Source organism: Thermostichus sp. MS-CIW-34, assembly GCF_054060435.1.
In genome coordinates this window covers 1-20842 of the sequence record NZ_JBSSDE010000007.1, presented here as the reverse complement: position 1 = coordinate 20842, position 20842 = coordinate 1, and the positions used below count along the sequence as shown (strand labels likewise).

Annotated in this window: 23 protein-coding genes; 15 read left to right on the top strand and 8 right to left on the bottom strand. The window is 57.3% G+C overall.

Translation table 11 applies throughout. The features are described 5' to 3' along the window. Positions 1–172: 172 nt before the first annotated feature. From ACVWYY_RS03870 to ACVWYY_RS03805, 14 genes are all read left to right on the top strand, one after another. A complete protein-coding gene (locus ACVWYY_RS03870; RefSeq protein WP_414343224.1) occupies positions 173–835 on the top strand; it encodes a sigma-70 family RNA polymerase sigma factor in 663 nt (220 codons plus the stop codon). After that, positions 832–1422, top strand: coding sequence for an anti-sigma factor family protein (locus ACVWYY_RS03865; RefSeq protein WP_457439629.1), 591 nt, complete (start codon positions 832–834; stop codon positions 1420–1422). Before ACVWYY_RS03870 ends, ACVWYY_RS03865 begins: the two co-directional genes overlap by 4 nt. 35 nt (positions 1423–1457) lie before the next feature. After that, positions 1458–2090, top strand: a complete 633-nt coding sequence (locus ACVWYY_RS03860; protein WP_457403166.1) for a hypothetical protein — start codon at positions 1458–1460, stop codon at positions 2088–2090. Positions 2091–2155: 65 nt separating this feature from the next. Further along, positions 2156–2470 carry a DUF3181 family protein gene (locus ACVWYY_RS03855; RefSeq protein WP_011433076.1) on the top strand — a complete coding sequence of 105 codons (315 nt, stop codon included), beginning with the start codon at positions 2156–2158 and terminating at the stop codon, positions 2468–2470. A gap of 45 nt (positions 2471–2515) precedes the next feature. After that, positions 2516–3583 carry an S-layer homology domain-containing protein gene (locus ACVWYY_RS03850; protein ID WP_457403167.1) on the top strand — a complete coding sequence of 356 codons (1068 nt, stop codon included), beginning with the start codon at positions 2516–2518 and terminating at the stop codon, positions 3581–3583. Between the two features lie 305 nt (positions 3584–3888). Beyond that, a complete protein-coding gene (locus ACVWYY_RS03845; protein ID WP_457403169.1) occupies positions 3889–4458 on the top strand; it encodes a photosystem I assembly protein Ycf4 in 570 nt (189 codons plus the stop codon). A gap of 211 nt (positions 4459–4669) precedes the next feature. Then, positions 4670–5902 carry an ABC transporter substrate-binding protein gene (locus tag ACVWYY_RS03840; RefSeq protein ID WP_414356713.1) on the top strand — a complete coding sequence of 411 codons (1233 nt, stop codon included), beginning with the start codon at positions 4670–4672 and terminating at the stop codon, positions 5900–5902. Positions 5903–6159: 257 nt separating this feature from the next. Continuing rightward, the gene (phnD, locus tag ACVWYY_RS03835; RefSeq protein WP_457403189.1) at positions 6160–7116 is read left to right on the top strand and encodes a phosphate/phosphite/phosphonate ABC transporter substrate-binding protein; all 957 of its coding nucleotides are present in this window, start codon (positions 6160–6162) and stop codon (positions 7114–7116) included. A gap of 349 nt (positions 7117–7465) precedes the next feature. Then, positions 7466–8443: a phosphate/phosphite/phosphonate ABC transporter substrate-binding protein gene (gene phnD / locus ACVWYY_RS03830; RefSeq protein WP_457403171.1), complete on the top strand. Its 978-nt coding sequence runs from the start codon at positions 7466–7468 to the stop codon at positions 8441–8443. A 141-nt stretch (positions 8444–8584) separates the two neighbouring features. Further along, positions 8585–9394, top strand: coding sequence for a phosphonate ABC transporter ATP-binding protein (phnC, locus tag ACVWYY_RS03825; protein ID WP_457439627.1), 810 nt, complete (start codon positions 8585–8587; stop codon positions 9392–9394). 58 nt (positions 9395–9452) lie between these two features. Continuing rightward, positions 9453–10262 (top strand): phosphonate ABC transporter, permease protein PhnE, encoded by an 810-nt coding sequence (gene phnE / locus ACVWYY_RS03820; RefSeq protein WP_457384349.1) that lies wholly within the window; start codon positions 9453–9455, stop codon positions 10260–10262. Beyond that, positions 10262–11074 (top strand): phosphonate ABC transporter, permease protein PhnE, encoded by an 813-nt coding sequence (phnE, locus tag ACVWYY_RS03815; RefSeq protein ID WP_011433084.1) that lies wholly within the window; start codon positions 10262–10264, stop codon positions 11072–11074. Before phnE (ACVWYY_RS03820) ends, phnE (ACVWYY_RS03815) begins: the two co-directional genes overlap by 1 nt. 60 nt (positions 11075–11134) lie before the next feature. Next, positions 11135–11590 (top strand): alanyl-tRNA editing protein, encoded by a 456-nt coding sequence (locus ACVWYY_RS03810; protein ID WP_457403173.1) that lies wholly within the window; start codon positions 11135–11137, stop codon positions 11588–11590. A 7-nt stretch (positions 11591–11597) separates the two neighbouring features. Further along, the gene (locus tag ACVWYY_RS03805; protein WP_202943694.1) at positions 11598–11843 is read left to right on the top strand and encodes an alanyl-tRNA editing protein; all 246 of its coding nucleotides are present in this window, start codon (positions 11598–11600) and stop codon (positions 11841–11843) included. A gap of 11 nt (positions 11844–11854) precedes the next feature. Here the strand turns inward: ACVWYY_RS03805 and ACVWYY_RS03800 are convergent, their stop codons facing one another. The 5 genes from ACVWYY_RS03800 to ACVWYY_RS03780 form a co-directional block, all read right to left on the bottom strand. After that, a complete protein-coding gene (locus ACVWYY_RS03800) occupies positions 11855–13438 on the bottom strand; it encodes an NAD(P)H-quinone oxidoreductase subunit N (RefSeq protein ID WP_457403174.1) in 1584 nt (527 codons plus the stop codon). 124 nt (positions 13439–13562) lie between these two features. Continuing rightward, the gene (gene gvpJ, locus ACVWYY_RS03795; RefSeq protein ID WP_457403175.1) at positions 13563–14837 is read right to left on the bottom strand and encodes a gas vesicle protein GvpJ; all 1275 of its coding nucleotides are present in this window, start codon (positions 14835–14837) and stop codon (positions 13563–13565) included. A 110-nt stretch (positions 14838–14947) separates the two neighbouring features. Beyond that, positions 14948–15427, bottom strand: coding sequence for a peptidylprolyl isomerase (locus tag ACVWYY_RS03790; RefSeq protein WP_414356714.1), 480 nt, complete (start codon positions 15425–15427; stop codon positions 14948–14950). Positions 15428–15648: 221 nt separating this feature from the next. Beyond that, positions 15649–16125, bottom strand: coding sequence for a phosphate-starvation-inducible PsiE family protein (locus ACVWYY_RS03785; protein ID WP_457403190.1), 477 nt, complete (start codon positions 16123–16125; stop codon positions 15649–15651). A gap of 49 nt (positions 16126–16174) precedes the next feature. Beyond that, positions 16175–16360: a DUF2256 domain-containing protein gene (locus tag ACVWYY_RS03780; protein ID WP_041437321.1), complete on the bottom strand. Its 186-nt coding sequence runs from the start codon at positions 16358–16360 to the stop codon at positions 16175–16177. Between the two features lie 278 nt (positions 16361–16638). Here ACVWYY_RS03780 and ACVWYY_RS03775 point away from each other — a divergent pair, with 278 nt between their 5' ends. Continuing rightward, the gene (locus tag ACVWYY_RS03775; protein WP_457403177.1) at positions 16639–17601 is read left to right on the top strand and encodes a sigma-70 family RNA polymerase sigma factor; all 963 of its coding nucleotides are present in this window, start codon (positions 16639–16641) and stop codon (positions 17599–17601) included. 121 nt (positions 17602–17722) lie between these two features. Here the strand turns inward: ACVWYY_RS03775 and ACVWYY_RS03770 are convergent, their stop codons facing one another. The 3 genes from ACVWYY_RS03770 to ACVWYY_RS03760 all read right to left on the bottom strand — a co-directional run. Then, positions 17723–19357 (bottom strand): CTP synthase, encoded by a 1635-nt coding sequence (locus ACVWYY_RS03770; protein WP_414329188.1) that lies wholly within the window; start codon positions 19355–19357, stop codon positions 17723–17725. A gap of 42 nt (positions 19358–19399) precedes the next feature. Continuing rightward, on the bottom strand, positions 19400–19897 hold the full coding sequence (locus ACVWYY_RS03765; protein WP_457403179.1) for a hypothetical protein: 498 nt from the start codon (positions 19895–19897) through the stop codon (positions 19400–19402). A 33-nt stretch (positions 19898–19930) separates the two neighbouring features. Then, positions 19931–20842: RNA-guided endonuclease InsQ/TnpB family protein (locus ACVWYY_RS03760; protein ID WP_457439625.1), on the bottom strand; the 912-nt coding region annotated here is incomplete at its 5' end.

Below are 20842 nucleotides of genomic sequence, written 5' to 3'. Positions count from 1 at the left end.
GCCAAGATCCAATGAGGAGGTGGTCTTGCCGGTATGGCCCTCAGAGCCTCTAGAGCTACCCTGCGGTTGAGGGTGGGGGGAACCCAAACTCTGCCATTTCGTCTGGGCAACAGAGGTTCTGTCTGGGAGGGGATCCCTCCGCTGTTGCTGTTGTTACAACCTATGGATGCCTATGGATGCTGCCCTCAGCGACATCAGTGGCCAGCGCTGGTCCGTCTTGGTGAAGAACGTGCCTGTGCGGCCCGAAAAGCTCGCTGATGTGGATCTGGTGCTGATCTGTCAGCAGGGATCCCAGCCCCATCGGGAGGCTTTTGCCGAGTTGATGCGTCGCCATCAGGCCCATGTGGACAAGGTGCTCTATCATCTTGCCCCGGACTGGCAGGACCGGCATGACTTGGCCCAGGAAGTTTGGATCCGGGCCTACCGCCACCTGAAACGCCTACAGGAGCCGGCGAAATTTCGCAGCTGGCTGGGGCGGATCGCCACCAACCTGTTTTACGACGAGCTGCGCAAGCGCAAACGACAGCAGCAGCCCCTTTCTCTGGATGCGCCGATTCAGATGCGGGATAGCGAGATGGAATGGGAGCTGCCCAGCGAGAGCCCCAGTCCCCATGAGCACCTCGCCACCTGCGAGTTCTACGAGCGATTGCACCAAGCCGTCCGCGACTTGCCGCAGGCCTTTCGCCAGACAATCCTGCTGCGGGAAATTCAGGGAATGGCTTATGAGGAAATTGCCGAGATCACAGGGGTGTCTTTGGGCACTGTTAAGTCTCGCATTGCGCGCGCCCGCGCCCGCCTACAATCCACCCTAAAACCCTACCTTAATGGTGAATGACCATGGTTCGCGGCAACCCCAACCCCGACCCCAGGGATCCCCAGCAAGAGCTGCCGGTGGTGGATGAGCGCTTTGAACAGTTGAGCGCCTACTTGGATGGGGAATTGTCGTCTCAAGAGGCGCGGCAGGTGGAAGATTGGCTGGCCAGCGATCCCCAAGCGCGGCAACTGTACAGCCAACTGGCAGCTTTACAGGCCGGTTTGGCCAACCTCAAGGCCCCCACCTTGGATCCCATCCAGACGGAGCTGTTGATTAGCCGTGTGTTCGATGAGCTGGATCGGAGGCCAATGCTCGACCTGGGCTGGCGGCGACGCAAGGGCACCCCTTGGGGACGGGTGGCAGCGGCTGTAGTGGCCTTGGCAGGGGCGGGCTGGGCGGGATGGCGTTGGTCTCATCCCCAGCCTTTGGTATCGCTGGAAGATCCGCCGGTGCGTGTGGCCATCGTGCCTGCCTCTGCTCGTGTTGCCCAACGCTATCTTTTCGAGCCGGGGCAAAAGCAAGATGCCTACTCGATTTTGTTTGAGGCAATGCCCGACCGTGGATCTCGCCCCGCCAACGCGACCAGGGCCGAGGTGGGCTGGGAATGACCTGAGCAGGCTTGAGAAAGACTGAGGAGCGCAGGGTGGAAAAAGCAGTTCGCTGGGCTTGTGGGCTAGGAGTCTGCCTTTGGCTATGCAGTCTGGGATCCCTGTCGGCCCAGGCAGATCCCAGCAGTAGCCATCTGGCAACGCCGTCCGCGCCGGCGGGACGGAGTCCGAAGCAGTTGCACTCCTCTCCCAGTGGACAGGAGCCTGCCCCCCAACCCACGAACCTGCCTTCACCCGGATCCCGTCTCACCCCTCCGGTGGCTCGCTCTCAACCCCCCGCCCCCGATCAAACAGATCCATTGCTTTTTCCGGATTTCCCCCTCCTCAAGGAGTTGGATCCGTCCCCGCCAAGCTTGGCCGACCTGGGCATCCATTGGGATCGCCTGGCCCTGCTGCCGGATTCCGAGCTGGCAGAGGAAATGGATGTGGAGTTCAGCCGCCGCCTAGCCCGCCTAAACCGGCAAATTGCCGACCAACAAGAGCGCCTCTACCGCCTTTTGCAAACCTGGGACTCCAACGAGGCCGATATCCGCCAAATTCAGGCCCAACTGAGCCAGTTGCGGACAGAACGGGATCGCCTAGCTCTGGAACACCTGTTGATGCTGCGGCAGCTGCAAGAGAACTTCGCCCTACCTCTACCCAATCGCTCTGCTGCCAGCCCTCCCTGAGGAGTCCTTGGGTTCGGGTTATGATCTGAGGGAGGGGCAGACGCAACCACCAACGGAGCTGAGGGATGGCCAAAGTGCCCAGCAACCCAGACATTGAGCAATTGGCCGCTGCCATTGGTAAAGAAGTTTACATCGATGTGGCCCGCTGGCATCTTTACCTGCGCGATGCCCACCTGCATACCCTTTTGGCGGAGCGACTGGCACCCCAGGTGATGGCAGGCAAGGTGGATGAGGACGCCGTCACAGAGATCTTGCAAGGGATCCCGGTGAAAGTGGGGGGTGGGCGCAAAGAATTGCCCCTGGCCGATCTCCTGCCGATGCAAAGCCTGCTTAACCTGCTGGACGTGCTGGAGGAGTTTAGCCGCAAATGGGCTCAATAGAGACCAATAGAGAAAGGTAGAGCGGTGCATCATCAGTCTAAACCTATGCGGCCTGGCCCCTGGCTCAAGCTCGGCAGCCTTATTCCGCTGCTCTGGCTGTTGTCGGCCTGTCAGGGAACCGAGTGGGGAGAACAGCTAGAGCGCGCTGTACGCCCAGTAGGTCTGCCCACAGCCCAACCTGAGCTGCCGGCATCTCCCTCGCCTCAACCTTTGCCGGGATCCATCCCACCCTCTATCTCGATCCCCACTGCTCCCGCCCCCTCTTCACCTCTGCCCAGCCCGGACAGCAGCCGCTTTACAGACTTGGAGCCCGGATCTCTGGTGGCCCGTTCGGTGGGATACCTAGATCGGTTGGGAGTTTTTGCCGATATCCCCGGCAGCGAATTTCAGCCGCAGCGCAGCGTTCGTCGCGGAGAATTTGCCCGTTGGCTGGTGCTGGCCAACAACGCCATCCACGCCGACGAGCCCAGTCGGCAGATCCGCCTGGGATCCCCCTCGGAACGCCCCCTCTTTTTGGATGTGCCGGAAGAGGATCCCAACTTTCGCTACATTCAAGCCCTGGGAGCTGCCGGCATAATTGCCGGAGATGCCAATCGAGAGTTTCGCCCCAACAGCCTGCTGTCCCGGGCGGAGTTAATCCGCATGAAGGTGCCCCTGGACTTACCTCCCGGCCAGATCAAGGGATCCCGAGCAGAGCTGGAGGAGCGCTGGGGGTTTACCGATGCGGCGCAAATTCCTCCTGAGGTTGTTCCTGCTCTGGTAGCGGATCGCAGTCTGGAGAATGCCTCCACCGTGCTGCGCACCTTTGGCCCCATCCGCACCTTCAACCCCTTCGAGCCGGTCAGCCGCGGGGAAGCTGCCATTGCCTTATCGGCTTTTGGGGAACGAACAGCCCAAGACGCCCTACCCCAGCCGCCAGCCCTGCCAGACCCAACCCCTGAGCCTCAGCCTTCTCCCCCTGCCGCAGAACCGCAACAAACGGCCTCTCCTGAGCCGGATCCCACCCCTGCCTCTCCCTCGGATGCCGTTGATGAGCCCCCTGGGCAGACCCGACCCAACCCCCCGGAAGTCGCCCCAGGAGAGGGTAGGATCGTCACGCCGGGTAAGCCCTAACCCTGAAGTGAGCGAGGATCCCATCGGCGTATACTGTCCAGGTTTTATCAGCAGATGGAACACCTCAGAGCTCCAGCAGGGATCCCTGCTACGGCTCTTACAAGGAGCAAAAGGAGCCATAACAATAAAAACTATCCCTAACTCCCTTCGGGAGAGGGGCTGTACAGCGCAGAGGACTTCCGCCCCCATTCCCCAGGCGGCTCTAGCTCTTGACAGTCCCCTGAGCGCCCCTCTGCCGGGGAGAGCCCTTGCCACCTAATAAAATGAGAGAAGCCAACCTTGGAAAACCCGCAGGGATCCCAACTGTGTCCGCCATTGTTCCTGAAATCCGTTCTGCCGATTTGCTGCGCTACACCGTGATTGGGTCGCGGCGGCCCAGCGTGTACTTTTGGGCGGTGGCGCTGACGGGGGGAGGGCTGGGCTTTACCTTGGCTGGCCTTTCCAGCTATCTCCACCGCAATTTGCTCCCCTTTTCCGATCCCGCCAGCCTGGTGTTTATTCCCCAAGGCATTGCCATGCTCTTTTACGGGGTGCTGGGATCCCTGGCGGGACTGTACCAATGGTTGAGTTTGTATTGGAACCTGGGGGGCGGCTACAACGAGTTCGACCGGCGCACGCAGAAGATAACTCTGGTACGGCGAGGCTTTCCGGGCAAAAACCGTGAAGTCCGCCTGGAGTATGACTTTGCCGAGGTGCAGAGCCTGCGGGTGGAGCTGAGAGAGGGGCTTAACCCCCGCCGAGCCATTTACTTGCGGGTGAAAGGACGCGGTGACATCCCCCTCACCGGAGTGGGCCAGCCTCCCCCCCTGATGGAGATCGAAAACCAAGCAGCCGAGATCGCCCGCTTTCTCAACGTCAGCCTAGAGGGCATTTGATTCCCTGCGGTGCCATTGCTTTGACCCCGCCCTGCTGGTCGCTTGAGCGAGACGGAATCCCATCCTTGGGCAACAGTGAAACCATTGAGGGGGATCCAGAACTGTGGAGTCGAATAGAGAGTTGTCGAGATTGTTTTCAATGTAGCGGGATCTCTTCGAGGAATGATCTACCCTTGATGCCAGCGCAGTTGTTGCCTGGGAGAAGCCTGTGATGGCCAACCTGAACCCCTTCATTCCCCTACAGGCCAAGAAGCTGGGGTCTATTCTGTTTCGCCTCTGGCTAACTCTTCTGCTCTCATTGGGCTTGGCCTTGCTCACGCTGCTGCTGACCTCCCATTCCGCCCATGCTGCTCGCGGGCCCCTGTATCGCTTGGGCCGCCCAGAGGGGGCGGTCTCGATTGTGGCCTGGGCAGGCTATATCGAACGGGGAGAAACGGATCCCGCCTATGACTGGGTGACCGAGTTTGAGAAAGAAACCGGCTGCCAAGTCAGCGTTAAGGTGGCGGCAACCTCCGATGAGATGGTAGCCCTGATGAATGAGGGCGGCTTTGATCTGGTGACGGCCTCCGGCGATGCCACCCTACGCCTGATCAAAGGGGAACGGGTACAGCAGATTAACCCCCGCCTGATCCCCAGTTGGGAGACCATCGACCCGCGCCTGCGGGATGCTCCCTGGCATACCGTGGATGGCAAGCATTACGGCGTGCCCTATCAATGGGGATCCAACGTGTTGATGTACAACACAAAGGTTTTCCCGGAACCCCCCACCAGTTGGGATGTGGTGTTTGAAGAAAAAATCCTGCCAGACGGCAAATCCAACAAGGGCCGCATCCAAGCCTACGATGGCTCCATCTACATTGCCGATGCCGCCCTCTACCTGAAGGCCCACCGCCCAGAATTGGGCATCACGGATCCCTACGAGCTGACCCGCGAACAGTTCAATGCTGCTCTAGCTCTATTGCGACAGCAGCGGCAACTGGTTGGACGCTACTGGCACGATGCGGCGGTGCAGGTGGATGACTTTGTCAACGAAGGGGTAGTGGCCTCCAGCTCTTGGCCCTTCCAGGTCAATCTGTTGCGATCCGAAGGTCAACCTGTCGCCAGTGTGATACCGGAAGAGGGAGCCACCGGCTGGGCAGATACCACCATGCTCAGCGCTACCGCCAAACACCCCAACTGTGCCTACCTGTGGATGGAACATTCTCTGAACCCGAAGGTGCAGGGGGATCTGGCGGCTTGGTTTGGCTCGGTGCCGGTGGTGCCCGCCGCTTGTCAGGCCAGCGAGCTGCTGGGGCCAGAGGGATGCAAGACCAATGGCATCGACAATTTTGAGCGCATCTTCTTCTGGAAAACTCCTGTGGCCGATTGTGGCGATGGACGTATGGATTGCGTGCCCTACTACGAATGGGTGACCAACTACATCGCTGTGATTGGCGGGCGCTAATGGAGCAACCTTAACGAGATCCTAGACTCTTCTTAAAAATTTATTAACTGTAATATGACATAAATACAAATGAATGAACCATCTCAATGAATTTGAGATGGTTTTTGCTTTTCAGGCAAGACTTCTAGGGCCTAGAGGAGGAATTTTTACCTCTTCTGGGTTCGTCAGATGCTCTTGTTGATTGCCATAGTTGGGAGCTTTTATTCATGATGACACTATCTTCTTTTGGAACTCGGATCCCGTTGGGAAAGCTGGTGATGGGAGCTGGATTGGCGGGAGCTGTCACCTTGGGGTTGGGCAGCAGCCTTTCTCAGGCTCGTCTAGACTGTCCCCGCCCTCCTCAAATGGATGCCCGCTACTGTGATCGGGTGGGGGATCTGGTTGCCGATTTGCCGGAGGATCCCTCGGAGTGGGTAGATCCGGAAGTGCTGTTGGTGTCTTATACCTCCTCAGAAGAGCCAGCTGTCTATGCCAATACCTGGGCTGAATTCACCGCTCACTTAGAGGAAGTCACCGGTAGACGGGTGCAATTTGTCCCTGCCGATTCTCAGGCTGCTCAGTACGAGGCAATGCGCGCTGGACGTCTACACATTATGGGTACCTGCACAGGCTGTACTCCTGTAGCCGTGAATGTTGCCGGCTTTGTGCCCTTTGCCATTTTCCAACAAGAAGATGGATCCATCGGCTACGAGATGGAAGTGATCACTCATGTGAATAGCGATATTCAAGCCCTCGATGATATTGCCGGTCGTCGTGTAGCTTTTACCCATCCTTCCTCCAACTCCGGTTATATCAGTGCTCGCATTTTGATCAAACAAGAGACAGGCTTGGATGATGAGGCAGGAGACTACATCGCCGAGTTTTCTGGCAGCCACCAAAACTCCATTTTGGGTGTGTTCAACGAAGACTACGATGCCGCCCCCATTGCCAACGATGTGCTTAATCGCATGTGCCTCAACGAGCAAGTGGATTGTAGCCAGTTCCGCAGCCTCTACAAATCGGAGACCTTCCCCAGCGGCTCTTTCGGCCATGCCCACAATCTCCACCCTGAGCTGGCAGAAAGGATCCGAGAAGCCTTCTTTACTTTTGAGTTTGAGGGCACAGCCATGCGACAAGCTTTTAACCGGGTAGCTTTTGCACCGATTACTTATCAAGAAAACTGGGAGATCATCCGTCGCATTCAGGAAGAAGAGGGCGTGGAATATACGCTTTAGGCAGTCCTCAGGGATCCCCTGCCCAGAGAGGATCCCTGATTTACATAGTTCTGAATCTAGAGCTGAATCTAGAGAAATCGCACTGGCTGGTTCCGTCCATACCCCATCTCGACGAGTATGTGATAACCCACTCTTAACTTCCTATTAAACCTGTCTTAACTCTACAGGGGTCAAACAGCGCTACTATATTATTAAGTTTCGTTAGGCGACGTGAGTTTTGCAGCTCTTCTTTGGATTCTGTAGCTTATGAATTCACATCAAGTCTCTTGATTAGCTGGATCTTCTCGCCCACTTTTGTGTTTTTTAGCTGATAACGGTTTGCTTCATCTTGCATTCGGGGGTTTTTGCAATGTTGGCGTTTTGCTCTGTGGCTCGTCTGTTATCCAAAAGCCTTGCCCTGGCTGGTTTGGTTGCTGTGCTAGTGGGTTATCAATCTGCTCAAGCTCAATCTTGCCCTCGTCCGGCAGGCATGGATGAGCGCTATTGTGATGCCGATGGGGATCTGGTGGCGGATACTCCGACGGATCCCGCTCAAATTGTCAATCCTGACACTTTGCTCATCTCCTACACTTCTTCCGAGGATCCCGCCGTTTATTCAGAAACCTGGCAGGAATTTACCGACTACCTCAAGCAAGTGACCGGTAAAGATGTGCAATTTGTGCCAGTTGATTCCGAGGCCGCCCAAACCGAGGCACTGCGGGCCGGACGTTTACACATCATGGGCACCTGCACCGGCTGTACCCCCCGCGCTGTGAACCAAGCAGGCTATGTGCCTTTCGCCGTTTTTGCCAAGGAAGATGGTAGCTTTGGCTACGAAATGGAAGTGATCACTCGCATCGATAGTGACTTGGAAAAACTAGAAGACATCAAAGGCCGCCGCATTGCTTTCACCCAGCCCTCCTCCAATTCCGGCTACATCAGCGCCCGTATTTTGATCGAGGCGGAAACTGGCTTTAAGGACGGTGTGGACTACGAAGCCAATTTCTCTGGGGGGCACGAAAACTCCATTTTGGGTGTGTTCAACGGAGACTACGATGCGGCCCCCATTGCCAACGATGTGCTCAACCGCATGTGCATCGCCGGACAAGTGCAGTGCGATCAGTTTCGTACCCTCTACAAATCGGCTACTTTCCCCAGCGGCCCATTTGGCTATGCTCACAATTTGGATCCACAGCTGCAGGAGAAAATCCGCGAGGCCTTCTATACCTTTGACTTTGCAGGCACTAAGTTGGCAGAAGCCTTTGACCGAGCTTCCTTTGCTCCCATCACCTACAAGGAAGATTGGGAAGTGATCCGGCTGATTCAAGAAAATGCCCCTCCCCAATAGGTGGGCTGAACAGAATCGGGATCCCTTGTTCAGGGCAAGCCATAGGGGATCCCTTCTGATTTCAAAATTCTCTCAAGATTGCAAACATCTGGTTCTAGAAGGCCCGCAATTGCAAATGTCCACTTCAAGTAGGTTATCAAGATGCTACGTATCGACTCCCTCAGCAAACGTTACCCCACAGGCGATATGGCCCTGAAAGGGGTGACCTTAGAAGTTCCCGATGGGCAGGTGGTGGCCTTGATTGGTCCTTCGGGTGCTGGGAAAAGTACGCTGCTCCGTTGCATCAACCGCTTGGTGGAGCCGACCAGTGGCAGCATTTGGCTCAATCGAATCGACCTCACTCGCTTGAACACCCGGGAGTTGCGGCAAGCACGACGCAAAATCGGCATGATCTTTCAGGAATATGCCCTCGTGGAGCGCCTGACCGTGATGGAAAATGTTCTTTCGGGTCAGTTGGGCTACGTCAATTTTTGGCAAAGCTGGTTCCGCAAGTTTCCCCAAGCCACCATCGACGAAGCCTTCCGCTTACTGGATCGAGTGGGATTGTCGGACTTTCCCGATAAGCGGGCAGATGCTTTGTCTGGGGGGCAACGGCAACGGGTGGGAATCGCCCGGGCTCTCCTGCAAAACCCAGAGCTGCTATTGGTGGATGAACCGACCGCCAGTTTGGACCCGAAAACCTCCCGCCAAATTATGCGCCTGATCAACGAGCTGGCTTCAGAGCGGGGCCTATCGGTGATCATCAACATTCACGATGTGCCTCTAGCGCAAATGTTTGCCCAGCGGATCGTCGGTTTGCGGTTTGGGGAAGTGGTGTATGATGGCCCCCCCAATCGCCTCACCCCCAGCGTCTTAAACGAAATCTACGGCGAAGAAGATTGGAATGCTTCTGGCCCAGCCCAAGACTCCGAAGAAAACGAAGCCGTCTCGGCTGGAGTAGCCACCCACTAAGGGATCCCTTGCAGAAGTCAGTAGAAGTCAATAGAAGTCAGTAGTGCGGAGCACACCCATGGCACAGGCAACGACACTGAGCGGGCGCCAATGGTCGCCACCACCTTTGATTAAAAATCCTTGGGTTCGCTGGGGACTGATTCTTGGGGCGGTCATTTACCTGATCTTTGCGCTTTCTACTCTCAATTTCGATCCAGCCCGGGTAGCCCGCGGTATGCAGCGTAGTGGCCGTCTCTTGTTGGCCTTTTTGCATCCCGATTTCACCACCCGCGGCAACTTGATTTTCACCGGGATGCTGGAAAGTGTGACCATGGCCGCCATTTCCACCGTGGCAGGATTTATTGTCGCGGTTCCGGTGGGGTTTGGGGCCGCACGCAACTTGGTGCCAATGCCGGTCTACCTGGTTTGTCGTGGCCTGATTGCCCTGTCGCGCACCTTCCAAGAGGTGATCATCGCCATTTTGTTTGTGGTCATGTTTGGCTTTGGGCCTTTTGCTGGAGTGCTCACCCTCATCTTTGGGAGTTTGGGTTTTTTCAGCAAGCTTTTGGCAGAAGACATCGAAGAAATTGATGCAGTACAGGTGGAGGCGATTCGCTCCACGGGGGCTTCTTGGCTCCAAATGGTCAGCTACGCGGTGGTGCCGCAGGTGTTGCCCCGCATGATCGGCTTGACTCTGTATCGTTTCGACATCAACATTCGGGAGGCGGCCATTCTGGGGATTGTCGGTGCCGGTGGGATTGGCTCTACCCTGAACACCTCCTTACGTCGCTACGACTATGACACGGCCTCTGCCATCATCCTTGTGATTATCGCTCTGGTGATGGTGGTGGAATTGAGTTCTGGTTGGATTCGCAAGAGGGTGCAATAATGCCTGTTCTGGAAAGCAGTGGGATCAAGACCTGGCAGTGGCGCAATCAAAAGCAAACTTTGCTTGAGTATGCCTTCTGGTTGGCTCTGCTGTTACTGATGTTTGCCTGCGCTAAGTTCATTGCAGACCGTACCACCTGGGGCTTTGTGCTGGATGCACCGCGCCAGGGAAGAGAAATGCTCTCGCGGGGGGTACCGCCCCGTTGGGACTACATGTCACAGCTTTGGCGCCCCCTTTGGGATACCCTCACCATTGCCACATTGGGTACGGCCCTTTCCTTTGTGATTTCGGTGCCGGTGGCCTTTTTGGCAGCCCGCAACACCACTCCCAATTTGCTGGTGCGCTACATCGCCCTGTTCATCATCGTCGGCACCCGTTCGGTTAACTCCCTGATTTGGGCTTTGATCCTGGTGGTTGTTCTTGGGCCAGGGGTCTTGTCCGGAACCTTAGCCATTGCCCTACGCTCTGTCGGATTTATGGGCAAGCTGATCTATGAAGGCATCGAAGAGATTAACGAAGAACCAGTAGAAGCGATCCGTTCCACGGGGGCTAGCGGTGCCCAGGTACTGAGCTATGCCATTTGGCCGCAGGTGATCACCAACATCCTCGGGGTAACAATTTACCGTTGGGATATCAATTTGCGAGAGTCTACGGTGGTTGGATTGGTCGGTGCCGGTGGAATTGGCCTACAGCTAGATGCTTCCATCAACACCCTGCGCTGGAATCAGGTGAGCATGATCCTGCTTGTGATCTTCGTTTCTGTGTTCATCAGCGAGTGGATCTCCGCCAAGGCCCGGCAAGCCCTGACTTAGCCCAGGGATCCGGATAGGCTACGGTGAAGGGCAGTTTGCAACAGCACAACTGTATGACTCATGACGGAAGAACTGTTTCGGGCGGAGGCCTATCTCACCACCTGCCAGGCTCGGGTAATTGCCCTTGTGGATAACGGGATCCAGTTGGATCGGACGGTATTCTATCCCACCGGCGGTGGACAACCCGGCGATACGGGATCCCTGATTACATCGGACGGTCGTGTCATCCCGATTGTCGATACCCAAAAGGGGGAAACGGGCATCCTCCACATCCCGGCAGAGGGATCCCCACCCCTCAGTCTGGGGGAGTCAGTCAGCGCCAGCATCGACTGGGAACGTCGCTATCGGCACATGCGCATGCATACGGCTCTACACCTGCTCTGTGCAGTGGTAGAAGGTGGCGTTACGGGGGGTCAGGTGGGTGAAAGCAAAAGCCGATTGGACTTTAACATCCCTGGAGAAAAACCCGACAAAGAAACCCTGACGGGTGCGTCTCAATGCTTTGGTACAAGGTAACCACGCCGTGAACCCCCGCTGGGTTAGCGATGAAGAACTAAAAGCCAATCCCAGCCTGGTGCGCACCATGTCGGTCAAGCCCCCCACCGGACAGGGGCAAGTGCGCTTGCTGGAAATTGAGAATGTGGACTTGCAACCCTGCGGCGGCACTCATGTACGGGCGACAGGAGAAATTGGCAAGTTGGTGGTGAGCAAGATCGAAAGCAAAGGCAAGCAAAACCGACGCATTGTGGTCAGCTTGGTGGATCCCTGAAAAACTACAGACTACCCTTGGCTGGGCTGAGTCAATGAACCCAAAGATCCATCGACTGCCACCTGAAGACTCGCGGACTCTGGAATGGGCGCTTGTGCTGTCGGGAACCCTAAGAACGGGCTTTGCTCCACCGCCTGGATGGACAAGGTAAACAAGGGGTTGGAGAGAATCCCGGCAAAGATGGTGGCCACCAGAGTCAACACCATACCGACCCGCAGAGCAGGCATACCTTCTGCCTGCCAGTTGGTCTCGGGGTAATTTTGCACCGAAACCGACATCTCTTGCGGCTCTTTCACCACGATGGTTTTCACCACCCGCACGTAGTAGTAGATGGAGATGACGCTGGTGACCAACCCCACCAACACTAGGGTATAGGCCCCTGCCTGCCAACCGGCCCAGAACAGGTACAACTTGCCGAAGAAGCCTGCTAGAGGGGGCAACCCACCCAACGAAAGCAGACAAATGCTCAAGCAAAGGGTGAGGAAGGGATCCTTCTGGTAGAGGCCGCTGTACTCGCTAATTTCATCGGTGCCGGTCTTCAGGCTGAACAGGGTGATGCACAAAAAGGCCCCCAGGTTCATGGCCAAATAGACCATCAAGTAAAAGATCAAGCTGGCATAGCCTGCCTCGGTGCCCGCCACCAAGCCAATCAAAACGAAGCCCGCCTGTCCAATGGAAGAATAGGCCAGCAGCCGCTTGAGGCGGGTTTGGGCAATGGCCACCACGTTCCCCAGCACCATGGTCAAAATGGCCAGCACCGAGAGCACCGCCCGCCACTCTTCCGTCATGGCCGGAAATACGGTGGCCAGAAAGCGCACCGCCAAGGCAAAGCCTGCTGCTTTGGATCCCACTGACAAAAAGGCCACCACCGGCGTTGGGGATCCCTCGTAGACATCAGGAGTCCACTGGTGAAAGGGCACTGCCGCCAACTTAAACCCGATACCACCAATGCAGAGCACCAAAGCGATGATCCCTGCCAAGCCGGCATCCCCCATAGAGGAGGCAATGGCTTCCAGCTTCGTTTGCCCACCCGAAAGGCCGTAGAGCAGCGACATGCCGTAGAGAAAAATGGCTGTGCTGCTGGCCCCGATCAAGAGATATTTCAGGGCTGCCTCGGAAGAACGGGGATCCCGCTTGGTGTAGCCGGCCATCAGGTAGCTGGCAATGCCCAGGGTTTCCAGAGATACAAACACCAGGATCAAGTCCGTCGCCCCGGAGAGGAACATGCCCCCCAAGGTGGCCGTGAGCAGCAACACATAAAACTCGCCTGTGGGCGCTCCGGACTGAGAGATGTAGCGCTCCGCCATCATCACGGTCAGTATCGCCGTCCCCACCACCAGGCCACGGAAGAGAATGCTGACGGGATCCGCTGCAAAGCTGCCCAAGAAGCTCTCCAACTGGGGCTGCTGCCATTGCAACACCAAGGTCACCAAGGCCCCGATCAAGCCAAAGATGGAGAGGGCCGGAAGACTTTTGCGCGCCGCCGAACCACCGACCAAATCCACCACCAAGACGAGCAAGAGGGTGAGGGTAACCACCACTTCTGGCCAAATGGCACCGGCATACAGGTTTCCGGTTGGGGCAAAGACATCCATAGGAGAAGACTATGAAGAGAGATTAAGGGGATCCACAGCCAGCATACCGCGATTTCTGGTCTCTCTCCCCGCTTCAGGCATCTCTTCTCCCAATCGTCTCCATCAGCACTCTCAATCCACGGGCTCAGTAGAGCTTGGCGCTGGAGGTGAGCACCAGCTTCAGGCGGGCGTGGATCAGATCCAAGTCCGCCAGCCCCAGGTCGATCTCCCCATCGATGACGATGCCGGTGTGGATCAGCCGATCCAAGAGTTCCAGCAGGGATCCCTCGCGGTGGGGTTGTCCGGGGTAGTAGTCCCCCTGGCGGGGCAGGAGGGTGCCCAGATCTCCGAGCTCCAGGTTCAAATCCGCCGGGTCAATCTCCAACAGGCTGCAGATGTGTCGAATTTGCTCCCGCAAGGCTTGTAGGCTGCTGCCGGCCCGCTCAATCTGCTCTGCAGAAAGGCGCTCGGCCTCCATTTGCCGCACCACCTGCGCCTCCATCAACTGCCGCAACAGCTCTACCAAGGTCAGCACCAGAGAGGCCAAACCGGCTTCCGGGCGTTTCCGGCCAGGGGTGGGCCGAGTCTGGCTCAAGTCTTCCGAGCTGGCGGGACTAATCGAAAGGCGCGGCGGGGGAGGAGAAGCAATCCAACGGTCAAAGGGCTGACAAAGCTGTTCCAGGCTGAGCAAATGGAGACGGGGATCCCGAGCGGCCTCTTCCCTTTCCTCCGGCAGGTTGTAGCCCCAGTCGGCCAAAAACAGGAGAACCTGCTCCAGCTCCGGCACCCTCTGCACCTGGCGCAGCGTTTGCAGGCGATCCTCCACAAACCACAGCTCCTCAGCCGGCAGTTGGGCGGCAGCCAGTAGCCGCTGTAAAGTGGTGGCCTTGGGGGCGCGCACCTCCTTGCCCAGAATGCGGTGGCGTGGCAGTTGGATCCCTGCTCGGCCCAAGAGCTGCTGGATGAACCGTCCCTCTTTGGTGCTGAGGATGGCCAAGCGCGGCTCCCCGGCAGCCTGAAGCTGGCGCATCCAGGCCGCCACCCCCGGATAAAACCGGTGCAGCCCCAGCCACCCCTGCAGATCCTCTGCAATCCAGCGATCCCGCACCCGATCCAACGCTTGGATTAGAGAGAGGGCAGGGATCCCTGACTGCTGCAACAACTGCTGACGCCAGCCCGGCCAGTCTTGGCGCAAGTCTTCCTCCCGGATCCCTTCCTGTAGCCCCCACAACAACAGAGGCATCTCCCAGCCGGTCTCGATCAGCGGGCGCAGACGGTCAAAAGCAGGACGCAGCGGCTCTAGCTGAGCAGGAGCCAAGCCCCACACCTGAGCACAAACGCGGCAGGAAGAGGCAAAATACTCCGCCCGCCCATCGCAGAGCACACCATCAAAATCCAGAACCAGAATGCGGGGGGACATTCGCCGGGGCCTAGCGAACTCCATACCTGAGTCCCCCTGGGGGCAAGTTGCAAAAATGGGGCCAGAGGCCAAGTTAATTTAACCAAACTGTTCCACCCGATTGGCCCAACCTAATTGGATTCCAAGATGCGAACCGACTTGATCTCCACCGGTTTCAGGGGGCGATCCTGAGGGCCGGTGGGCGCAGTTGCAATTTTATCCAACACATCCTCTCCCTCGATCAATTGCCCGAAGATCGTGTAGTTGGGCGGCAGCGGGTAGTCGGCATGCATGATGAAGAACTGGCTGCCATTGGTGTTGGGGCCGGCGTTGGCCATAGCCAAAGTGCCGCGGCTGTAGGGACGTTGCACCGGCTCATCGGGAAAGCGGTACCCCGGCCCACCCCGCCCCGTACCCGTGGGATCCCCGCCCTGGATCATGAAGCCGCGGATCACGCGGTGAAAGATGACGCCATCGTAAAAGTGATCGTTGGCCAGAAAGACGAAATTGTTCACGGCCAGGGGAGCTTCCTGAGGAAACAGCTCCAGAACCATTGTGCCGGCGGTGGTCTCCATCGTGGCCGTGTAGGACTTGGCCGGGTCGATCACCATCGGGGGGGGATTGTTGTAGGTTTTCACGGGTTTGCCCAAGTGTTGTGCCAGGAGCAAATCGCGAGAAGAATGCGGGCGGGCCAAAACAGGGAGAGCACTCAACCCCACCCAAAGCACCACCATCAGCACAGCTAACTTCACCAGGCTGGCCAACTTAGATCGCGCACGCACAATTCTTGCAGGAAAGCTCCACCCCTATCCTACCAGGATTCTGTCCTAGCCTAATTTTCCCCGGACTTGGATGGAGGCTTGGCTCGCCGCACCAGCCAATAACTCACCGAGAGGGCCAACGTCGCTGCCCCCAAGCCAATGAGCTCCAACCCCCCTAGCTTCTCGAAATCGAAAATGATGATCTTGCGGGCCACCGCAATCAAAGAGGTGACGATCACCAGCTCCACCTGCACCACCTGCTTTTGCAAGTAGGCGGTGATGTTCTCCAGAATTTCCAGCGCAATCAAAATATTTAAAAAGAGGCCGAAGATCTCGATCAAAGTGGTGGAGAAAAACCCAGTTGGCTCCATCAACAAATCTGCCACCAAGAACCGGGCCAAGTCCACCACTGCTACTGTGATTAGCCCGATCATCAAAATTGAAAGCAGCTTCGAGATCAGGCTTTCGATGCGGGCAATGGCCCGCAAAAAGGGATCCTCCTCTTCTGTCTCGTGGGGATTGTGCAACAGCCACTTGAGAAACCGCATCGCCAACCCCGACAGATCCAAACCCTTATGTCCTGATCCTGAGACAACATTATCCGTCCCAACCGTCTTGCCGGGAAGCAGGCAGGGATCCCTTGGGGCGATGATTGCGACACCGCTCAGAACAGTATTTCACCTCCGACCAACAGTCGGCCCACTTTTTGCGCCAGGTGAAGGGTCGCTGACAGGTGAGACAAATCTTGCTGGGCAAATCCGATTTCTTCCGTTGGCGTGGCATGGTGCACTGCAAAACAAGGTCAACTCTGTAGTCAGTTTAACAATCCTACCGGATGCTGACCGTTACCATCACGGAAGTGTTTAGTCTGCGCCCCACCTTAGCAAAAGCTGAAGTCTGAACCTAGAGAAATCGAGTAGCCTCTTGAAATCCGGCGAGATCTCTGCCCTGTGTCTGCAGGGATCCCTGAAGGAAGTTGGGTTTGCTGAAAGGTTAGCCGCCTCCATCCTGTACTGAGTAAAGTTCTTAACACCCGCTTGTGAACTTGAGCTTGAGTTTGTATGAAATCTCAACCAAATGGGACGAATGTAGCTGTTCAGAACTCTCCTCCTCCACTGAAGCGGGTTGAGGTACGGCTCAGCAAACCCGGCAACCGAGCGACCCAAGCCTCGCTTTCGGAAGACTCAGTGGGCGTATTTTTGCGGGAAATGGCTCGCTACCCACTCCTCAATGCCGAGCAGGAAGTGAAATTGGGACGGCTGATTGCAGAGGGGGGAGCTGCCAGGGAACGGGCGAAACGGGAATTGGTCAGGGCCAACCTGCGCTTGGTGGTCTCGATTGCCAAAAAGTATTTGAATCGCGGTGTGCCGTTTCTGGATTTGATTCAAGAAGGCACCATCGGCCTGATCCGGGCCGCAGAAAAATTTGAGTGCGAACGCGGCTACAAGTTTTCCACCTACGCCTACTGGTGGATTCGCCAAGGGATCACCCGCGCCGTTGCCAATCAGGGGCGCCTGGTGCGGATCCCGGTGCACATGGTAGAAAAGCTCAACCAGGTGAAGCGGATCCGGCGAGATCTGACCGAGACCCTAAACCGTCGCCCCACCCAAGCAGAGATTGCCAAAGCTCTGGAGATTTCCCCCGACAAGCTGGACGCTCTCTTAACCCTCTTGGAAGCCGGTCGCCAAACCCTTTCGCTACATACTCCAGTTGGCAAAGAGGAGGATAGGGAGCTGATGCAGCTTATCGAGGCCGCCAACGGCCCCACTCCCGAATCGCAAATGGACTTGTACCTGCTGTCTGCCCAACTGGAAGAGATGCTGGAGCAGCTCAGCCCCCGAGAGCAAGAGATTCTCAAGCTCCGCTATGGGCTGAAAGATGGCCACCTACACACTCTCTCCGAAATTGGTCAGCTTTTCGGCCTCTCTCGGGAGCGCGTCCGACAAATTCAAGCACGAGCCATGCGCAAACTGCGCCATCCACGCCGACAGGAAATTTTGGCAGATTGGATGACCTCGTTTTAGGCAGTAGGCCACGGCTGCTCCACAGGCGAAACCCAGGATTCCGCAGCAGTTTATGTTCAGCAAAGCTCTGCAGAACCAGGACCAGAGGCGTGCCCCCACTTTTGGACAAGGGATCTGTCAACTAGCCCATCTTCTGCAACTGCAGGGGGTGAGGCTGAGGGCGGCTGCGCAGGGCAGCTTCGATCAACCCCAAAAAGAGGGGGTGGGGGCGGTTGGGGCGGGAGCGAAACTCCGGATGGAACTGGGTGGCGATGAAAAAGGGGTGGCTGGGCAGCTCGATAATCTCCACCAAGCGGTTATCCGGCGAGACGCCGCTGATAACATAGCCGGAGTCTAGAAAAAGGCTGCGGTAGGCGTTATTAAACTCGTAGCGATGGCGGTGGCGCTCGTAGATGATGGTCTCGCCATACAGCTTGGCCGCTAGGGTATTGGGCATGATGCGACAGGGATAGAGGCCCAGCCGCAGGGTTCCTCCCAGATCTTCCACATCTTTCTGCTCCGGCAGCAGGCTGATGACAGGGTGGGGGGTATCGGGATCAAACTCATAGCTATTGGCCCGCTCCAGGTGGGCAATGTGACATCCCCAGTCGATCACCGCGCACTGCATGCCCAGACACAGCCCTAGGAAGGGAATGCCTTGCTCGCGCACGTAGCGGATGGTAGCCACCTTGCCCTCGATGCCGCGATTGCCAAACCCCCCCGGCACCACTACCCCATCCACACCAGCCAGTAGGGCTTCCGGCCCCCGCTCCTCGACTTCCTCAGAAGAGATCCAGCGCAGGGTGACACCGGCATTGAGGGCTAGCCCAGCATGGCGCAGGGCCTCGGCCACGGAAAGATAGGCATCTGTAAGGCGCACGTATTTGCCGACAATGGCAATCTCCACCTGCTCTTGGGGGTGGTGCAGCCGCTGCACCAGGAGCTCCCACTCCCGTAGATCTGGCTGCTGCGGATCCAAGTTGAGAATCTCCAGAACCCGCTGCGCCAACCCCTCCTGCTCTAGCACCAGAGGCACGTCGTAGATGCTGGGGGCATCCTGCGCCTGGATGACGCATTCTACCGGCACGTCACAAAACTCGGAGATCTTCTCTTTGATGCTGCGGGGCAGGGGCTGCTCGCAGCGGCACACCAACACATCTGGCTGGATGCCAATGGAGCGCAACTCCTTGACCGAGTGCTGGGTAGGCTTGGTTTTCATCTCCCCTGCCGCCTTGATCAAAGGCACCAGGGTAACATGCACATAGGCCACGTTGGCCCGGCCCACATCCTTGCGAAATTGGCGGATGGCCTCCAAAAAGGGCAAAGACTCGATATCTCCCACCGTGCCCCCCACCTCCACCAGCACCACATCGGGGTTGGTCTCGCGGGCCACTCGCCGGATCCGCTCTTTGATCTCTTGGGTGACGTGGGGGATCACCTGCACCGTGCTGCCCTGGTAATCGCCGCGCCGCTCTTTGTGGATCACGGCCTGGTAGATGGAGCCGGTGGTAACGTTGTTGAGCTTGGACATGTTGGTGTCGGTGAAGCGCTCGTAGTGGCCCAAGTCCAAGTCCGTCTCGGCGCCATCGTCGGTAACAAACACTTCCCCATGCTGGTAGGGGCTCATGGTGCCGGGATCCACATTGATATAGGGATCCAGCTTCAAAATCGACACCGTGTAGTTGCGGGATTTGAGCAGGCGACCCAAGCTAGCCGCCACAATGCCTTTGCCGATGCTGGAGACCACTCCGCCCGTGACGAAGACAAACTTGGTCATAGCTTGGATCCCTTGCCTTTTTTTGATTATGCCAGGGATCCCTTAGCGCAGAGAGCGGATGGGGCCGTTGTAGAGGATGGTGGTTTGAAAGGTGCGCCTGTCCACCCGCACCTGGGTTTCAATGCTGGGCTGGACGAAGCCGGGCTCTCCCCCCCGGAAGGTGAAGATCCAGGCGTCTTCAAACTCTTCAAACGGCGAGTCAATGGCTGCCCCGTGCATGGAAGCTTCGGCGCGATAGCGCTGTAGGCCCCCATTGGCGATCTCGGCAGCTTGGCGGGCCAGGTTTTTGGCGCGGTTGAGATCCCGGAGGTAGCGGCTGATCTCCTCAAAACTCCCCCTGGGCAGCGGTCGCTGGGGAGCAGGGGTTGCCGGCACAGGCCGGGGATCCGGCACAATGGGCAGGGTGGGAATATCGGGACTGGGGGGCAGCGGGGTTTGGGAAGGTTCGGGAAAGAGGGGCCTAATCCCCTGGGTCTGGGCGGGCAGCGAGGATCCCCAGAGCAGCGCTCCGGCCAGGCAGAGAGGGAAAAGGGATCTCATAGGCAGTTCCTGATACATTTACGCTGAACACTGCTAAGCATTACTGCTCAGCGGTGAAGCGATAGCATTCTGTCCGTTTCCGTTGTCGCTACGCGACGCTGACGCGACCGCGCTACTCGGACGGAGTCCAAACAGAAAGGCGGTATCCCGCAAAGCCCTGAGCATAACACCCAGAGCGCCTTGCCAATCTCGTGGTAGCCTATGGTTGCACTTTGGGCATCTAAACACCTTTGCGCCACCTAACCTCGTGTGGATGTGCCCGCACTTAGTGCAGGTTTTGCTGGTGTACGCTTCCGATACTTCCACGACAACCACGTTTTTCTTTTTGGCTTGAAACTTCAGGAACTGCTGGAACCGATAGTGCGCCCAGGTGAGCATCGCCCTTGCTGTCTTGCTACCAAACTTCCTCCCCGCCTTGGCAACCATCTTGGCTGACTCGAAAGTGGGGAGGAATATCAATCGGTAGTTATCCGTCAGGAACGCCGCTACCTTGCGATGGCACTCGTCCACCAAGTTCCTGATTCTCTCCCGCAGACGAAACGCCGCTTGCCGCATTCGCCTACGCTTGGGTCTCGGTGCTTTACTCAGCCTGGACTGCAGATCGTCTAGGTGGTAGCACAGCCGAACGATCCTACCAAAGTCCCCCTTGGCGATATCTACAAAGCCCGCCCCATCAAACCCTGTAAGGAAGCTTCTTACTCCAGGATCAAGTGCGATCACCCCCTTTGCTAACGAACACTGCTCGTTCACGGGCTCAGGAAAGATGGCATACCATCTGTCTTTCACCCGCATTAGCTCAGTTCCACGTGCCCACTCTCTGGGCATCTCCTCGGATGCACGGAACGCCAAACCTCGGGTGAGTTTCGGATACCACGTCCCATTGCGAAAGTTGCCGGCGTTGAATTGCAGCGTATGCGACCTGTCCCGCACACTGCGAAACCTCGC

Coding starts and splice junctions, on each gene's coding strand:
- ACVWYY_RS03870 (WP_414343224.1), top strand. CDS start 173: ATGGATGCTGCCCTCAGCGACATCAGTGGCCAGCGCTGGTCCGTCTTG.
- ACVWYY_RS03865 (WP_457439629.1), top strand. CDS start 832: ATGACCATGGTTCGCGGCAACCCCAACCCCGACCCCAGGGATCCCCAG.
- ACVWYY_RS03855 (WP_011433076.1), top strand. CDS start 2,156: ATGGCCAAAGTGCCCAGCAACCCAGACATTGAGCAATTGGCCGCTGCC.
- ACVWYY_RS03850 (WP_457403167.1), top strand. CDS start 2,516: ATGCGGCCTGGCCCCTGGCTCAAGCTCGGCAGCCTTATTCCGCTGCTC.
- ACVWYY_RS03840 (WP_414356713.1), top strand. CDS start 4,670: ATGGCCAACCTGAACCCCTTCATTCCCCTACAGGCCAAGAAGCTGGGG.
- phnD (WP_457403189.1), top strand. CDS start 6,160: ATGGGAGCTGGATTGGCGGGAGCTGTCACCTTGGGGTTGGGCAGCAGC.
- phnD (WP_457403171.1), top strand. CDS start 7,466: ATGTTGGCGTTTTGCTCTGTGGCTCGTCTGTTATCCAAAAGCCTTGCC.
- phnC (WP_457439627.1), top strand. CDS start 8,585: ATGCTACGTATCGACTCCCTCAGCAAACGTTACCCCACAGGCGATATG.
- phnE (WP_457384349.1), top strand. CDS start 9,453: ATGGCACAGGCAACGACACTGAGCGGGCGCCAATGGTCGCCACCACCT.
- phnE (WP_011433084.1), top strand. CDS start 10,262: ATGCCTGTTCTGGAAAGCAGTGGGATCAAGACCTGGCAGTGGCGCAAT.
- ACVWYY_RS03810 (WP_457403173.1), top strand. CDS start 11,135: ATGACGGAAGAACTGTTTCGGGCGGAGGCCTATCTCACCACCTGCCAG.
- ACVWYY_RS03800 (WP_457403174.1), bottom strand. CDS start 13,438: ATGGATGTCTTTGCCCCAACCGGAAACCTGTATGCCGGTGCCATTTGG.
- gvpJ (WP_457403175.1), bottom strand. CDS start 14,837: ATGTCCCCCCGCATTCTGGTTCTGGATTTTGATGGTGTGCTCTGCGAT.
- ACVWYY_RS03790 (WP_414356714.1), bottom strand. CDS start 15,427: ATGGTGATCGACCCGGCCAAGTCCTACACGGCCACGATGGAGACCACC.
- ACVWYY_RS03785 (WP_457403190.1), bottom strand. CDS start 16,125: ATGCGGTTTCTCAAGTGGCTGTTGCACAATCCCCACGAGACAGAAGAG.
- ACVWYY_RS03780 (WP_041437321.1), bottom strand. CDS start 16,360: ATGCCACGCCAACGGAAGAAATCGGATTTGCCCAGCAAGATTTGTCTC.
- ACVWYY_RS03775 (WP_457403177.1), top strand. CDS start 16,639: ATGAAATCTCAACCAAATGGGACGAATGTAGCTGTTCAGAACTCTCCT.
- ACVWYY_RS03770 (WP_414329188.1), bottom strand. CDS start 19,357: ATGACCAAGTTTGTCTTCGTCACGGGCGGAGTGGTCTCCAGCATCGGC.
- ACVWYY_RS03765 (WP_457403179.1), bottom strand. CDS start 19,897: ATGAGATCCCTTTTCCCTCTCTGCCTGGCCGGAGCGCTGCTCTGGGGA.